We start from the raw sequence: 14,988 nt of genomic DNA, 5'->3' as shown, positions 1-14,988 counted from the left end.
TGCAGAAGGAGGTCCTGCTTGCGTTTTCCGTTGTCGCCCGCGCTGTGCACCGCACTGGCCGTTGCCCTGGCCGGCTGCACACCGTCGCCATCGTCGGTGCCGGAGCGCGCCGCTGACGAGCCGGCGCGGCCACAGGAAAGCGCGGCGGTGGACCGGACGCAGGCAGCCGGGCAGGGCAGCGTGACCATTGCCGGTGAGGATGCCGCCGAGGACGTGCAGCACTGGACGCCGCCGCGGGTCGACCGCGAGGGGCGCAGCCTGGCGCAGCTGCGGCGCGCGGCCGAGCAGGCCTTTGCCGAAGGCCGGCTCTACGAGGATGCCGACGCTGCCATTCCCTTGTGGCTGGCGGTACAGGAGGAGAATCCGGATGACCGCCAGGCCCGGCAGGGCCTGCAGCGCGCCCGCCAGCGCCTGCAACAGCAGGCCGATGCGCTGCTGGTACGGCCGCTGAAGCAGCGCGAGGCACTGGCCGAGGCCAGCCGCCAGGCGCTGGTGCTGCTGACACTCGCGCCGAAGGACGAGAAGGTGCGTGCACTGCAGGGGCGGGTCGAGACCGCGCAGCGCGTGGTGGCGTACAACCGCGCCGGCGAAGAGGACCTGCGTTCGGACCGGATCGGTGAGGATGGCGACGGCGCCATCGGCAACTTCCGTGAGGCGCTGGCGCTGGACGAGCACAATGGGCGCGCGCGGCAAGGACTGGCGGCCGCCGAGAGCGGGTTGATCCGCCGCGCCGAGGATGCCGCACGTGCGCGTGACTTCGCCGGCGCGGGTACCTGGTTGGCCGAGGCAAGCAAGGTGCGCGATTCGTCACCGACCATCGCCGATGCGTTCGAGCGCATCGAACAGATCCGTGCCGCCACGCTGCTGCGATTGCGTGACGACGGCCTGCGCGACCTGGCGACACCACAGGGACTGAAGCCGGCGCGCGAGAAGCTGGCCGAGGCCCTGCGCATCGCCCTGCCGGGCGATGCGGTGGTCGGCCAGCTGCGCGAGCGCATCGACCTGGCCACCCACTACGGCAGCTTCCGTCCCGGCCAGGTGTTCAGCGATGCCATGCGCGATGGCGGGCGGGGGCCGCAGATGGTGGTGGTACCGCATGGCGGTTTCCAGATGGGGGCCGGCGATACCGAGCCGGGTGCCAGTGATGCCGAGCGTCCGTCGCACTATGTGCGCTTCGATCGCGGCTTCGCGATGGCGATCACCGAGGTGACGGTCAGCGATTTCGAGCGTTACGTGAAGGCGACCAGCGCGCGCCCGCGCGCAACCCGCCGGGGCCATTCGGTGGTCTATGACGAGCGCAGCGGCAACTTCATCCGCCGCAGTGGCGTGGATTGGCGCTCGGACTATGACGGCGGTCGTGCACTGGGCAACTCACCGGTGATGCACGTGAGCGTGCGTGATGCCGAGAACTACGCGGCGTGGCTGTCCGAGCAGACCGGGCGCAGCTACCGCCTGCCCAGCGAGGCCGAGTTCGAATATGCGCTGCGCGCCGGCAGCAGCGGCCGTTATCCCTGGGGGGATGCCGGTACGCCGCCGCCGGGCAGTGGCAACTTCACCGGCAGCAAGGACGTATCGCCGTCGGGCCGGCACTGGCACAACGCGTTCATCGGCTACGGCGATGGCTGGTGGGGACCGGCGCCGGTCGCCACGTTCCAGGCCAATGCCTTCGGCCTGCACGACATGGGCGGCAATCTGAGCGAATGGGTCGCCGACTGCTGGCACGCCAGCTACCGGCGGGCCCCTTCCGATGGCGTGGCCTGGTTCAACCCGGGTTGCCGGTCCCGGGTCATCCGCGGTGGCAACTGGGCCAACGCGCCGGAGCAGACCCGTGCGGCCTGGCGGCAATCGCAGGATTCGGATACCACCAACGCACGTATCGGTTTCCGGCTGGTACGCGGTATCTGAGCAGGGTCCGGCTTCACCCGCTGCTGGCGTCGGCACACTAAGATTGCGCCGTGCCCGCCGGCCGGCGGGGCCTGCCGGACGACCACCCGATGCGCAACGATCCCTTTTCCCGCTCGCCCCAAGGCCCGCAGCGGCGTGGCCTGTTCGGCAACATCCGCTGGTGGGTGCTGCTGCTGGCCGCTGGCTACGCGGTGTTCTACTGGTTCTCCAACCGCACGGTGGATCCCTATACCGGCGAGAAGGTGATGATCGACAGCAGCCTGGACGCGCGCCAGGAGACCGCGCTGGGGCTGCAGGCCTACCAGCAGATCCTGTCGCAGGAACGGCCGATGGATCCCAACGCACCGATCGCACGCGACGTGCGTGACATCGCCCAGCGGCTGATCGCCAAGGTCGACGTGGTGGAGACCGCGCTTGCACAGGAGCACGGTGTGCAGCCGGCGCATTTTGCGCGCGATTTCCAGTGGGAAGTGAACGTGATTCCCTCCGATCAGGCCAATGCGTTCTGCCTGCCGGGCGGCAAGATGGCGGTCTATACCGGCCTGGTGCCGGTGGCGCGTACGCGCGATGCGATGGCGGTGGTAATGGGCCACGAGATCGCCCATGCGCTGCTGCGGCATGGCGCCCAGCGCATGGCACAGCAGAAACTGACCCAGATCGGCCAGGTGGCCGGTGCCGCCAGCGGCATGGATGCACAGCAGCAACAGATGATGATGTCGGCGATGGGCTACGGTTACCTGTTGCCCTACGCGCGCAGCCACGAAACGCAGGCCGACGAGGTGGGGCTGATGCTGGCCGCAGCGGCATGCTTCGATCCCCGCGAGGCGGTGCCGTTGTGGCAGCGCATGGGCCAGGCCAGTGGCGGCCAGGCACCACCGGAGTTCGCGTCCACCCATCCGAACCCGGGTACGCGCATCCAGAACCTGCAGGCGCTGATGCCGAAGGCGCTCGAATACCGGCAGAAATTCTGCGAGCAGGCGAAGTAGGGGGTATTCGGCAGGGCTGCGCCCTGCACCTGCCGAAGCCAGAGCAACAGCAACAGCAACAGCAACAGCAACAGCAACAGCAACAGCATGCATTCCGGGGGATGGCGGGGTGGGTCCGGTTGCGGGAGACGCCGTAAACCCCCAGGCCGGCCCAGCCGCTGGCGGCTGTGCGTTCGGGCGCTTGCGAAGCAGTGCTTCGCAAGCAAAGCGCCCTCACCCATGGGGGCTTGGCCGCGGCTTGCTCGTGTGCGCTGTCCTGCGCACACAGCAAGACCGGGGTTGGGCGTCCTGCCCAACCCGCCCGAGGTATACCTCGGGCCCATGCCGCGGACACTCCCGCAACCGGACCCACCCCGCCTTCGACAGATTTCCGCGATCTGTTGGATCTGACCCCATTTTGACTTTCAGTATCTGACAGATGTGTCGACCAAGGTCGACACCTACCGCCATCCCACGGAATGCTCGCTCTTGACGTTGACGTTGCCTTGGCTTGAAGCCTCGGCAGGTGCAGGGCGCAGCCCTGCCGAACACCCCTCTACTTGACCTGCACGTCGATCACGCCGTCGCCAACGCGGGCCTGCAACGCGTCACCCGACTGCACCTGGTCGACGTGCCGCACCAGGGCGCCATCATCGCTGCGGGTGAGGATGCTGTAGCCACGGGCCACCGTCGCCAGCGGGCTGACCGCTTCCAGTGAGCGTGCCAGCCCGCGCAGGCGCAGTGCATCGCGTTCCAGCAGGCGCTGCATCGCACTCTGCGGACGCCCGCGCAGGGCGGCCAGGCGGCGCTGCATCGCGTCCAGCTGTCGTTGTGGATGGTGCCCGCGCAGCACCGCCGCGGCATGACGCAGGCGCGCGGCGCGGCGCTCCTGCTGTTGGTTGAATGCCGCATGCAGGCGCCGGCCGAGGTCCAGCTGGCGGCGACGCAGCAGGTCCAGGCGGGCCTGCGGGCTCTGCGCGTTCAGGCGCAGCAGGGCACGGTCGGCGCGCTGCATGGCCTGCTGCATCGCGTGCCGTTGCAGCTGCACCATGCGCGCCGCGGTACGGCGCAGGCGCAGCGCCAGTTCGCGCTGGTCCGGCACCAGCAGTTCGGCGGCCACCGATGGCGTCGGTGCACGCAGGTCGGCGGCGAAGTCGCTGAGGCTGAAGTCGGTTTCGTGGCCTACCGCCGATACCACCGGGGTGCGGCTGGCAGCAATCGCGCGGGCCAGCGCTTCATCGTTGAACGCCCACAGGTCTTCCAGCGAACCGCCACCGCGGGTCAGCAGGATCACGTCGTAGCGGCCGCTGGCATCGGCGGCCTGCAACAGGCGGGTGATCTGCGCCGCGGCACTGCTGCCCTGTACCAGGGTCGGCAGCAGGTCCACTTCCAGCAGCGGGAAGCGGCGGCCCAGCACGCTCAGTACGTCGCGCACGGCGGCGCCGGTGGGCGAGGTGATCACCGCCAGGCGCTGCACATGCGCCGGCATCGGCCGCTTGCGTGACGGGTCGAACAGGCCCTCGGCCTCCAGGCGTGCCTTCAGCTCCTCGAACGCGCGGCGCAGTGCGCCTTCGCCGGCTTCCTCCATGTGGTCCAGCACCATCTGGTACTCGCCACGGGCGTCGTACAGAGTGACCTTGCCGCGCACCAGCACGCGCATGCCTTCGCGCGGCACGAACTTCAGGTACTGCGCTTTCATCCGGAACATGGCGGCACGCAGCTGCGCGCGCGCGTCCTTCAGGGTGAAGTACAGGTGCCCGGAGGCGGGGCGCGCCACGCTGCCCAGTTCGGCTTCCACCCAGATCGCCGGGAAGCTGCCTTCCAGCAGGTCGCGGGCCAGGGTGTTGAGCTGGCTGGGGGTGAAGATGTCGTCGTTGCGTGGCTGCATGGGAACGGCGTGGCGCGGGTGGAACGGGGGCTCAGGATCGCACGTCAGCGCGCCGCGTGCTGCCCCAGCGCCCACTGCACATGCTCACGCACCAGCGGCGAGGGATCGTCGATGCGGGTGTGCAGTGCAGCCAATGCCTCGGCGGACGCAGGCGCATTGCCCAGCGCCACCGCGATGTTGCGCAGCCAACGCTCATGACCGCTGCGGCGGATCGGGCTGCCCTCGGTGCGGCGCAGGAACTCGGCTTCGTCCCAGGCGAACAGCTGGTCCAGGCGCGCGGTATCCAGATGGTTGCGTGCGCGGAAATCGGCTTCGTCGGTGCGCCTGGCGAACTTGTTCCAGGGGCAGACCAGCTGGCAATCGTCGCAGCCATAGATCCGGTTGCCGATCAGCGGCCGCATGTCCTCGGGGATGGCGCCGTCGTGCTCGATGGTGAGGTAGGAAATGCAGCGCCGCGCATCCAGCCGCTGCGGGCCGATGATGGCCTGGGTGGGGCAGACGTCGATGCAGCGCGTGCAGGTGCCACAGTGGGCGGTGGCCGGGGTATCGATCGGCAGCGGGATGTCGATGTAGATCTCACCGATGAAGAACCAGGAGCCGCCGTGACGGTCGATCAGGCAGGTGTGCTTGCCGATCCAGCCGAGCCCGGCGTTGCGCGCCAGTGCGCGTTCCAGCACCGGCGCCGAATCAACGAAGACGCGGTAGCCCAGCGGTGCCACCTCATCGTTGATCTGCGTGGCCAGCTTCTGCAGGCGGTTGCGCATCAGCTTGTGGTAGTCGCGGCCCAGCGCATAGCGCGCCACGTAGGCGCGGCCCGGGTCGGCCAGGGTCGCCCAGGCCTCGGTGTCGTCCTTGTGGCTGTAATCCATGCCTACCGAGATCACCCGCACGGTGCCGGGCAGCAGCTCGGCCGGACGCGCGCGCAGGGTGCCGTGGCGCGCCATCCAGTCCATCGTGCCGTACAGCCCCTGGCCCAGCCAGTCGGCCAGGTGCGCCTCATCCTCGCCCAGTTCGATACCGGCGATGCCGCAGCGCTGGAAGCCATGCGCACGGGCCAGTTCACGGATGCGCTGCACGGCCTGGGCCGGATCGACAGGGGCGGGGACGGGGGACATGTGCACCAGTATAAAATCCCCGCATGGCCAACCTTGCCGATCTGTTCGATTCCGCTGCCGCGCGTGTGCTTGATGCGCAGGCCTCGGCGCTGGCTGGCGATGGCGGCTGGGGCCTGATGGCGCAGGCCGGTCAGGCTGCGTGGCATTGCCTGCTGCAGCACTGGCCGCAGGCGCGGCGGGTGGGGGTGGTGGTGGGGGCCGGCAACAACGGCGGGGATGGCTACGTGCTGGCCCGCCATGCGCTGCAGGCCGGGCGCGAGGTGACGGTGGTCGCCTTGCCGGGCAGGCCAGCGTCGACCGCGCTGGCCCAGCGTGCGGCATCGGAGTTCAGGTCCGCCGGCGGCATCGTCACCGATTTCGCCGACGCGCTGCCGGTGGCTGATGTCTGGGTGGATGCGCTGTTCGGCCTCGGTTTCGATCGTGCACCGGAGGGCGTGGCCAAGGCGCTGATCGACGCGCTCAACGCGCAACCGGCGCCGCGGCTTGCATTGGATGTTGCCAGCGGCGTCGACGCAGATCGTGGCGTCGTGCCGGGCGTGGCCGTGAAGGCCACCCTGACCCTGCAGTTCATCGTGCCGCATCGTGGCCTCTACACCGGTGACGCGCTGGAGCATTGCGGGCAGAAGCCGCTGGCACCGCTGCAGCTGCCAGCGGCGGCGTGGCAAGGCGTATCGGCGGCCGCTGAGCACTGGACACAGCCCCGGCTTCAGGCGCTGCTGCCGCCGCGCCGCGCAAACACCCACAAAGGCGAATCCGGGCACGTGCTGTGCGTTGGCGGCAACCATGGCAGCGGCGGCGCCATCGCGATGGCGGCCGAGGCAGCACTGCGTGCCGGCGCCGGCCTGCTGAGCCTGGGCACCCGCCGCGATCACGTCGGCCCCTTGCTGGCGCGCCTGCCGGAGGCGATGACCCACGCGCTGGAAGACGGCGCTGCGCTGCCGGCGCTGCTGGACAAGGCGACGGTGGTGGCGATCGGGCCCGGCCTGGGCCAGGACGAATGGGCGCGCGCGCTGTTCATGCGCGTGCTGGTCAGTCCCAAACCGCTGGTGGTCGATGCTGATGCCCTGAACCTTCTGGCGCAGGACCCTCGCGCGCTGCCCGGCGCCATCCTCACCCCGCACCCGGGCGAGGCCGCGCGCCTGCTTGGCTGCAGCAGCGCTGACATCCAGGCCAACCGCTATGCCAGCGCGCAGGCGTTGGCCGAGCGCTTCCACGCCGTGGTGGTGCTGAAGGGCGCGGGCAGCATCGTGGCGGCACCCGCGCAGACGCCACGGCTGATCGCTGCGGGCAACCCCGGCATGGCGGTGGGCGGCATGGGCGATCTGCTCACCGGCATCATTGCCAGCCTGCGCGCGCAGGGCCTGGCCGCGTTCGATGCGGCGGCGGCCGGCGCCTTGCTGCACGCACTCGCCGGCGATGCCGCTGCCATCGACGGCGCGCGCGGCCTGCTTCCTACTGACCTGCTGGCGCCGCTGCGGCGACTGGCCAATCCGGACCTCTCTCCATGACCGAATTCTTCCTTGTCGACAGCGATGCCACCGAACTGCTCGGGCAGTGGCTGGCGGCGACGCGGCCGCCGCAGGCGCTGATCGAGCTGCGCGGCGACCTCGGCGCCGGCAAATCCACCACCGCCCGCGCACTGCTGCGCGCACTGGGCGTGCAGGGTGCCATCCGCAGCCCGACCTATACCTTGGTCGAGCGCTACCCGTTGGCCAGTGGCGGCGAGGCATGGCACCTGGACCTGTACCGCATCGGCCAGGCCGGCGAGCTCGATTTTCTCGGCCTGGACGAGGGCAGCGCGGTGCTGTGGCTGGTCGAATGGCCCGAGCGCGGGGCCGGTGCGCTGCCGCCGACCGATCTGGTGGTAGCGCTGGAGATCGAGGGCAAGGGGCGTCGTGTTCGTCTCACTGGGGCCAGCGACGCGGGACGTGAATGGCTGGAACGGCTGCCTCAGGGGGGCGACTTGCAGGCCATTTCTGTCGGCTGACGAGAACAAACACCGGCAGGTTACGGATTATTAAGGAAAAAGGTGTTGCATTCCGTTCAGCGCGGTGATTGAATCCTGAGCCATGCGCCCGGGGAACCGTCTCATCGCCATCTGTGCCGCCGTCGGACTGGGTCTGGCGAGCGTCAGTGCGTGGGCGGGTGAAGTCCGCCAGGTCCTGTTGAACACCGGCGCGACCGGCACCCGTGCCGAGATCTCGCTGGTCGGCAGTGGCGGCTACAAGACCCTGTCGCTGGCGGGCCCGAACCGCCTGGTGGTCGATTTCCCGGACTCCAGCGCCATACGCAACCTGAAAATGCCGGCCGCGCAGGGCGTGGTCACGGCGGTGCGTACCGGACAGCCGGTTCCGGGCACGTTCCGTGTCGTTTTCGACCTCGCTGAATCGGTGGCGCCGTTCCGCCCACAGATGCAGCGCGAGGGCAATGAATCCAAGCTGGTGATCGAATGGCCGGGCGATGGCCCGGCCGTGGCCGCCAGCCGGCCGGCGGTGACCCCGGCGGTGCAGCCACAGGCGCCCGTCAGCACGCCCGCGCCGACCCCGGCCGAGAGCGCGCAGTCGCGCAATGACGCCGCGCGCGCCACCGCACTGCTGACCGCACAGGTGCAGCAGCAGGCCAGCGCCGCTGCAGCGACCCCGGCCACGCCGACGCCGGCACCGTCCACCGCACCGGCGCAGGTCGCCGCGGCAGGTACGGCGGCCAGCAGTACGCCGCCCTCTTCACCGGCCGCGATCCTCGCCGGCCAGCGCACCGCTGCGGTGGTGACCACGCCGCCGGCCACGGTGCCCGCGCCGGCGCCGACGCCGGTGGAGCCGCCGCGCCCGGCCATGCCCAGCGATGCGTCGCGCATCCGCATGCAGGCTGGCATGCGCCACCTGGTAGTGGCCATCGATCCGGGCCACGGCGGCCAGGATCCGGGTGCGATCGGCCCGACCGGCAAGCGCGAGAAGGATGTCACCCTGGCGGTGGCGCGTGAACTGGCGCGCCAGGTGAACGCGACGCCGGGCCTGAAGGCCTACCTGACCCGCGACAGCGACGTGTTCATTCCGCTGCCGATGCGTGCGCAGAAGGCGCGTGCGAACAAGGCCGACATCTTCATTTCGATCCACGCCGATGCGGCCGAAAACCGTTCGGCCACCGGTTCGTCGGTGTATGTGCTGTCGACCAAGGGCGCTTCCTCGCAGCGTGCGCGCTGGCTGGCAGACAAGGAAAACGCGGCCGATCTGGTCGGTGGCGTGCGCCTGCAGCAGACCGAAGGCACGCTTGCCAACGTGCTGCTGGACCTGGCCCAGAGCGGCTACATGAAGGCGTCCGAGGACGCAGCCGGCCACGTGCTGGGCGGCCTGAAGCGGATCGGCAACAACCACAAGCCGAACATCGAGCGCGCCAACTTCGCGGTGCTGCGCACCTCGGACATGCCGGCGATGCTGGTGGAAACTGCGTTCATCTCCAACCCGGATGAAGAGCGCCGCCTGATCGACCCGGCCTACCAGCGCAAGATCGCCGGTGCGGTGCTCGATGGCGTGCACACCTTCTTCAGCCGCCAGCCGCCGCCGGGCACGCTGTACGCGGCCCGCGCCCAGGCCGAGATCGACGCCGCAGGCACCATGGCCGGCGGCAGCAAGTAACCCGCCGCAGGCGGGTTTCTGCTTTCTGTAGCGTCGAGCCGCGCTCGACTGGGCCTTGCCGGTAACCCGCCGGTCGAGCATGGCTCGACTCTACCCTGGGCCGCTCCGTTATCATCCCTGCATGACGTCTGCTGCCCATCCGCGCCCGATCCGGCCATTACCGGACATCCTGATCAACCAGATCGCCGCTGGCGAAGTGGTCGAACGTCCTGCGTCCGTGGTCAAGGAACTGGTCGAGAATGCGATCGATGCCGGTGCCAGCCGCGTCGACATCGATCTTGAAGAAGGCGGTGTGCGCCTGATCCGCATCCGCGACAACGGCAGCGGCATCGCGCCGGAGCAGTTGCCACTGGCGGTCTCGCGCCATGCCACCAGCAAGATCGCCGATCTGGATGATCTTGAGTCGGTGGCCACGCTCGGTTTCCGGGGGGAGGCGCTGCCGTCGATCGCCTCGGTCAGTCGCTTCACCCTGGCCTCGCGCCGTGCACACGACGAGCACGGCTCCGCGCTGCAGATCGAAGGCGGCAAGATCGGCGAAGTCACTCCGCGTGCGCATGCGCCGGGTACCACCGTGGAAGTGCGCGAACTGTTCTACAACGTGCCGGCGCGGCGCAAGTTCCTGCGCGCCGAGCGCACCGAACTGGGCCATATCGAAGAGTGGCTGCGTTCGCTGGCACTGGCGCGGCCGGATGTCGAACTGCGCGTGTCGCACAACGGCAAGGCCTCGCGTCGGTACAAGCCGGGCGATCTGTATTCCGATGCGCGGCTGGCCGAAACGCTGGGCGAGGACTTCGCCAACCAGGCCGTGCGCGTGGACCACAGCGGTGCCGGCCTGCGCCTGCATGGCTGGATCGCGCAGCCGCATTATTCGCGTGCCAGTGCCGACCAGCAGTACCTGTACGTCAACGGCCGTTCGGTGCGCGATCGCAGCGTCGCCCATGCGGTGAAGATGGCCTACGGCGACGTGCTGTACCACGGTCGCCAGCCGGCCTATGTGCTGTTCCTGGAACTGGACCCGACCCGGGTCGACGTGAACGTGCATCCGGCCAAGCACGAGGTGCGCTTCCGTGATTCGCGGCTGGTCCATGATTTCGTCTACCGCACGCTGAAGGACGCGCTGGCCGACACCCGCGCCGGCATGTCGGCGCAGGAGATCGGTGCCGTACCTGCGCATCCGGTGGATGCGACCACGACGCCGATGGTGTCCAGCGCCGGCGCTTCTGGATTCGGGCTGGTGCGCGGTCCTGCGCCGGGTTCCGGTTCAGGCGGCGGGGGGGGATTCTCAGGCTGGCGACCGCAGCAGCCGCTGGGCCTGCAGGTGGCTGACGCCCCGGCCGCCTACGCCGCGTTGTATGCCGCACCGTCCGGTGCCGAACGCGGGGCGACGCTGCCGCCGATGCCGAGCGAGAATGGGCTGCCGGTGACCAGTGCCGATGCGGGCGTGCCGCCGTTGGGTTATGCGATCGCGCAGCTGCACGGCATCTACATCCTGGCCGAAAATGCCGAAGGCCTGATCGTGGTCGACATGCACGCCGCGCACGAGCGCATCGGCTACGAGCGCTTGAAGAATGCGCATGATGGCATCGGCCTGCAGTCGCAACCGCTGCTGGTGCCGATCACCCTTGCCGTGGGCGAGCGCGAGGCCGACACCGCTGAAAGCGAAGCCGAAACGCTGGCCGCACTCGGCTTCGAAGTGACCCGTGCCGGCCCGGGGTCGCTGCATGTGCGCAGCATTCCGGCGCTGCTGGCGCATGCCGAACCGGAAGGGCTGCTGCGCGACGTGCTGACTGACCTGCGCGAACACGGCCAGAGCCGGCGCGTGGCGAGTGCGCGCGACGAACTGCTGTCGACCATGGCCTGCCATGGCGCAGTGCGTGCCAACCGGCGCCTGACCGTTCCGGAGATGAACGCGCTGTTGCGCGACATGGAAATCACCGAGCGGTCCGGCCAGTGCAACCATGGCCGGCCGACCTGGGCCCGTTTTTCGCTGGCGGAGATCGACCGCTGGTTCCTGCGCGGACGTTGAGGGGAGCATCGATGCGTTATCGGGGAATGGGCGGCCTGCTGGCCGCCATGGTGTTGGCTGCCTGCAGCCCGGCGACACCGCCGGCGCCGACGGTCACTGAAGATCCGGCTTTTGCCGCCGCGCAGCAGCAATGGCGCGTGGCGCGCTACCAGGACCTGACCCGTCCCGATGGCTGGACGGCGCTGGTCGGCCTGCACTGGCTGCAGAACAAGTCGCACTTCGTCGGCAGTGGCGCAACCAATGGCATCCGCCTGGCGGTCGGTCCGGGCAAGCTGGGTCTGCTGCGCCGCGAGGGTACCCAGTGGTGGTTCACGCCGGAGGCCGGTGCTGAGGTCAGCCATGAGGGCCAGCCGGTACGCGGTCGTATCCGCGTCGACACCGACAAGGATGCGCGGCCGACCCTGTTGTCTTTCGATGCCGGCAAGGGCCAGCTCAGCATCATCCGCCGCGGGCCGCGCGATGCACTGCGGGTCAAGCACGCCGATGCACCGGCACGCCGTGATTTCGCTGGCCTGGAGTACTGGCCGGGTGGCCCCGACTGGCAGGTGCAGGCACGCTTCATCGCGCACCCGCCAGGCAAGACGCTGCCGATCGTCGATATCACCGGCCTGACCACCGAGATGCCCAATGCGGGCGCGGTCGAGTTCCAGCGCGACGGCCGCAAGTGGCGTCTGGAAGCGATCGGTGCCCCCGGGCAGCCGCTGTTCCTGATCTTCGCCGACCGCACCAGTGGCCGCGGCAGCTATCCGGCCGGCCGCTACCTGGACACCGATGCACCGGCTGCCGACGGCACGGTGCGCATCGATTTCAACCATGCCTACAACCCGCCGTGTGCGTTCACCGCCTACGCGACCTGCCCGCTGGCGCCACCGGAAAACCGGCTGGACCTGCGCGTGGAAGCAGGCGAGAAGGCCTACCACTTGCCTGAAGGAGAAGGCTGAAATGCCGATCAGAGAACTGTTCCGTGCCGCTACCCTGCTGCTGGCCTGCGCGGTCGTACCGCTGGTTGCGGCGCGCAATGCGCCTGCCGTTGACCCGGCCGCTACCGCGACCGCCGCTGCCAAGCCACCGGTGCCGCTGCTGTGGAAAGTGACCGGTCCAGGCGAATCGCGCCTCTATCTGCTCGGCTCGTTCCACCTGCTGAAACCGCAGGACTATCCGCTGTCGCCGGATGTCGAACAGGCCTTCGAGGCCTCGCAGCGCATTGTGTTCGAGCTCTCGCCGGAAGACATGCAGTCGCCGCAGCTGGCCAGCCGCATGGTGCAGGCGGCGGTCCGCACCGATGGCAGCGAACTCAAGCGCGATCTGGATGCGGCCACCTGGCAGAAGCTGCAGGCGTTCGCGGCGCAGAACGCGCTGCCGCTGGCGCAGATGCAGGGCATGAAGCCCTGGTTCGTCGGCCTGAGCATTTCGATCGGGCAGATGCAGAAGCTGGGCCTGGACCCGGCGCTGGGCCTGGATCGCCACTTCATGGAACGCGCGCAGAAGACCGGCCGCAAGACGGCCGGCCTGGAAGACATCGATACGCAGATCGGCATGCTCGACGGCATGACGGTGCAGGAACAGCGGCAGATGTTGTCCGAGGCGCTGGACCAGGCGGGCAAGGGCGATGAGCAGGCGCGCCTGCTGCACGATGCCTGGCGCCGGGGTGACGAGCGCCTGTTGTGGACCAAGATGGCGGCGGAAATGCGCCAGCAGTATCCGCAGCTTTACCAGCGCATCAACACCGGCCGCAATGACGCATGGGTGCCGAAGCTGCTGCCGTACCTGCAGGCCGGGCAGGGCGGGACGCTGGTGGTGGTCGGTACGCTGCACCTGCTCGGCAACGATGGCGTGGTCGAGAAGCTGAAGGCCAAGGGCTACAAGGTCGAGCGCGTGTGCACGGGGTGCAGGGCCAAGCGCTGAGGCATGCGGGCGTCATGCAATGAAAAACGGCGCGCCCAGGGCGCGCCGTTTTCGTATCCACTGCGGTGATGGCTCAGCGCCGGGTCTTGCCGCCGGTGCCGCTTCCCGGTTCGTTGGGCTTGTTGCCGGTACTGGAGCCGGTGCCGGTCCCCGTTCCGGTGCCGCCCGGGCGCGGGCCACCGAAGCCGCTGCCCATGCTGCGCTGGAATTCCTGCCACAGCTCCAGGTTGCGCTCGGTCAGCTGGTTCATCATCGCCCACGGGGTCTGCCCCAGCAGGTTGCCCATCTGCTGGCGGAACTGCTGCTGCTGGTCGAGGAAGACCTGCATGCTGCGCTCCAGGTAATTGCCCATGAAGCCCTGCAGGGAATCGCCGTAGAAGCGGATCAGCTGGCTCAGCAGCTGGGTGGACAGCATCGGCTCGCCGTCCTGTTCCTGGTCGGCGATGATCTGCAGCAGGACCGATCGAGTGAGGTCGTCGCCGCTCTTGGCGTCGCGGACTTCGAAGTCTTCACCGTCCAGGATCAGCTGGCGCACGTCCTCGATGGTGATGTAGCTGGAGATCTCGGTGTCGTAGAGACGGCGGTTCGGATACTTCTTGATGATGCGGGTCGCAGCCATGAAGCGGTACTCGTCACAGTAGACGCGCAGCATGGCGCAGTGCAGCAGCCGTTGCAACCGCCTCAGCCCCCGCCAGGCTTGGCTTTCGGTGGCGATCATGTTGCGCAGCAAGGGTTTGCGTGCTGCGCAGCATGACTCTTGGCAGGGGCCGGCGGCGTTCGCCGCAACGGCCCGCTGCGCGGCTTACCAGCCCATGTGGTGGCCGCCGTTGATGTCCAGGTTGCTGCCGGTAATCCACGCGGCCTCGTCGGCCACCAGGAAGGACACGCCGTAGGCGATTTCCTCCGGCTTGCCGAGACGCCCGGTGGGGATGTCGGCGATGATCTTGGCGCGCACGTCCTCCGGCACCGCCATCACCATGTCGGTTGCCACGTAACCGGGCGAAATGGTGTTGACGGTGATGCCGAAGCCCGCGTTCTCGCGGGCCAACGAGATGGTGAAGCCATGCATGCCGGCCTTGGCGGCGGCGTAGTTGGCCTGGCCGTACTGACCCTTCAGGCCGTTGATCGAACTGATCTGGATGACCCGGCCCCAGCCGCGGCGGCGCATGCCCTCGATGACCGGGCGGGTGACGTTGAACACCGAATTGAGATTGGTGTTGATCACATCGTGCCACTGGTCCACGCGCATGCGATGGAAGGTGGTGTCACGGGTGATGCCGGCGTTGTTGACCAGGATCTCGACCGGGCCCAGCTCGGCCTCGACCGCGCGCACCAGCGCTTCGGCGCTGCCGGGGTCGGAGACATCACCGGGGAAGATCGACACCGTATAGCCGCGTTCCGACATTGCCTGCTGCCACGCGCGCGCCTTGGCTTCGTCGCGGTAATTGGTGGCGACCCGGTGGCCCTGGTCGGCCAGGCGTTGGCAGATGGCGGTACCGATGCCGCCGGTTCCGCCGGTGACCAGTGCGACGCGAGATGTCATGGAATGCTG

General features: G+C 68.9%; 12 protein-coding genes. 8 read left to right on the top strand and 4 right to left on the bottom strand.

Features of this window, described 5'->3' with window-relative positions; genetic code table 11:
* Positions 1-18: 18 nt before the first annotated feature.
* Both N440_RS11685 and N440_RS11680 read left to right on the top strand, forming a co-directional pair.
* Positions 19-1,905 (top strand): formylglycine-generating enzyme family protein, encoded by a 1,887-nt coding sequence (locus tag N440_RS11685; RefSeq protein WP_133935176.1) that lies wholly within the window; start codon positions 19-21, stop codon positions 1,903-1,905.
* Between the two features lie 89 nt (positions 1,906-1,994).
* Entirely contained in the window at positions 1,995-2,891 is an 897-nt protein-coding gene (locus N440_RS11680; protein ID WP_008268686.1) for a M48 family metallopeptidase, read from the top strand.
* Positions 2,892-3,426: 535 nt separating this feature from the next.
* On the opposite strand, the gene xseA is transcribed toward N440_RS11680, so the two are convergent.
* Together xseA and queG are read right to left on the bottom strand one after the other, a co-directional pair.
* Positions 3,427-4,758 carry an exodeoxyribonuclease VII large subunit gene (xseA, locus tag N440_RS11675; RefSeq protein ID WP_133935175.1) on the bottom strand — a complete coding sequence of 444 codons (1,332 nt, stop codon included), beginning with the start codon at positions 4,756-4,758 and terminating at the stop codon, positions 3,427-3,429.
* Positions 4,759-4,802: 44 nt separating this feature from the next.
* Positions 4,803-5,873 (bottom strand): tRNA epoxyqueuosine(34) reductase QueG, encoded by a 1,071-nt coding sequence (gene queG / locus N440_RS11670; protein ID WP_133935174.1) that lies wholly within the window; start codon positions 5,871-5,873, stop codon positions 4,803-4,805.
* Between the two features lie 23 nt (positions 5,874-5,896).
* Here queG and N440_RS11665 point away from each other — a divergent pair, with 23 nt between their 5' ends.
* The 6 genes from N440_RS11665 (at position 5,897) to N440_RS11640 (ending at position 13,436) form a co-directional block, all read left to right on the top strand.
* Positions 5,897-7,381: an NAD(P)H-hydrate dehydratase gene (locus tag N440_RS11665; RefSeq protein ID WP_133935173.1), complete on the top strand. Its 1,485-nt coding sequence runs from the start codon at positions 5,897-5,899 to the stop codon at positions 7,379-7,381.
* Positions 7,378-7,860 (top strand): tRNA (adenosine(37)-N6)-threonylcarbamoyltransferase complex ATPase subunit type 1 TsaE, encoded by a 483-nt coding sequence (gene tsaE / locus N440_RS11660; protein ID WP_133935172.1) that lies wholly within the window; start codon positions 7,378-7,380, stop codon positions 7,858-7,860. Before N440_RS11665 ends, tsaE begins: the two co-directional genes overlap by 4 nt.
* Positions 7,861-7,942: 82 nt before the next feature.
* The gene (locus N440_RS11655; protein WP_133935171.1) at positions 7,943-9,505 is read left to right on the top strand and encodes an N-acetylmuramoyl-L-alanine amidase; all 1,563 of its coding nucleotides are present in this window, start codon (positions 7,943-7,945) and stop codon (positions 9,503-9,505) included.
* A 121-nt stretch (positions 9,506-9,626) separates the two neighbouring features.
* Positions 9,627-11,531: a DNA mismatch repair endonuclease MutL gene (mutL, locus tag N440_RS11650; protein ID WP_133935170.1), complete on the top strand. Its 1,905-nt coding sequence runs from the start codon at positions 9,627-9,629 to the stop codon at positions 11,529-11,531.
* 11 nt (positions 11,532-11,542) lie between these two features.
* On the top strand, positions 11,543-12,472 hold the full coding sequence (locus N440_RS11645) for a DUF1684 domain-containing protein (protein WP_133935169.1): 930 nt from the start codon (positions 11,543-11,545) through the stop codon (positions 12,470-12,472).
* A gap of 1 nt (position 12,473) precedes the next feature.
* Positions 12,474-13,436: a TraB/GumN family protein gene (locus tag N440_RS11640; RefSeq protein WP_133935168.1), complete on the top strand. Its 963-nt coding sequence runs from the start codon at positions 12,474-12,476 to the stop codon at positions 13,434-13,436.
* A 73-nt stretch (positions 13,437-13,509) separates the two neighbouring features.
* Here N440_RS11640 and phaR read toward each other — a convergent pair whose 3' ends face one another.
* The gene (phaR, locus tag N440_RS11635) at positions 13,510-14,055 is read right to left on the bottom strand and encodes a polyhydroxyalkanoate synthesis repressor PhaR (RefSeq protein WP_040009542.1); all 546 of its coding nucleotides are present in this window, start codon (positions 14,053-14,055) and stop codon (positions 13,510-13,512) included.
* A gap of 183 nt (positions 14,056-14,238) precedes the next feature.
* Positions 14,239-14,979: an acetoacetyl-CoA reductase gene (gene phbB, locus N440_RS11630; RefSeq protein WP_133935167.1), complete on the bottom strand. Its 741-nt coding sequence runs from the start codon at positions 14,977-14,979 to the stop codon at positions 14,239-14,241.
* Positions 14,980-14,988: the final 9 nt, after the last annotated feature.

Source organism: Stenotrophomonas sp. CC22-02, assembly GCF_004365115.1.
Classification (GTDB): Bacteria; Pseudomonadota; Gammaproteobacteria; order Xanthomonadales; family Xanthomonadaceae; genus Stenotrophomonas; species Stenotrophomonas forensis.
The sequence above is the reverse complement of the archived record's forward strand: the minus strand, read 5'-3'. Positions and strand labels throughout refer to the sequence as shown.

Excerpts from the sequence above, each read along its gene's own strand:
- N440_RS11680 (WP_008268686.1), top strand. The coding sequence starts at position 1,995 with ATGCGCAACGATCCCTTTTCCCGCTCGCCCCAAGGCCCGCAGCGGCGT.
- xseA (WP_133935175.1), bottom strand. The coding sequence starts at position 4,758 with ATGCAGCCACGCAACGACGACATCTTCACCCCCAGCCAGCTCAACACC.
- queG (WP_133935174.1), bottom strand. The coding sequence starts at position 5,873 with ATGTCCCCCGTCCCCGCCCCTGTCGATCCGGCCCAGGCCGTGCAGCGC.
- N440_RS11665 (WP_133935173.1), top strand. The coding sequence starts at position 5,897 with ATGGCCAACCTTGCCGATCTGTTCGATTCCGCTGCCGCGCGTGTGCTT.
- tsaE (WP_133935172.1), top strand. The coding sequence starts at position 7,378 with ATGACCGAATTCTTCCTTGTCGACAGCGATGCCACCGAACTGCTCGGG.
- N440_RS11655 (WP_133935171.1), top strand. The coding sequence starts at position 7,943 with ATGCGCCCGGGGAACCGTCTCATCGCCATCTGTGCCGCCGTCGGACTG.
- mutL (WP_133935170.1), top strand. The coding sequence starts at position 9,627 with ATGACGTCTGCTGCCCATCCGCGCCCGATCCGGCCATTACCGGACATC.
- N440_RS11645 (WP_133935169.1), top strand. The coding sequence starts at position 11,543 with ATGCGTTATCGGGGAATGGGCGGCCTGCTGGCCGCCATGGTGTTGGCT.
- N440_RS11640 (WP_133935168.1), top strand. The coding sequence starts at position 12,474 with ATGCCGATCAGAGAACTGTTCCGTGCCGCTACCCTGCTGCTGGCCTGC.
- phaR (WP_040009542.1), bottom strand. The coding sequence starts at position 14,055 with ATGGCTGCGACCCGCATCATCAAGAAGTATCCGAACCGCCGTCTCTAC.
- phbB (WP_133935167.1), bottom strand. The coding sequence starts at position 14,979 with ATGACATCTCGCGTCGCACTGGTCACCGGCGGAACCGGCGGCATCGGT.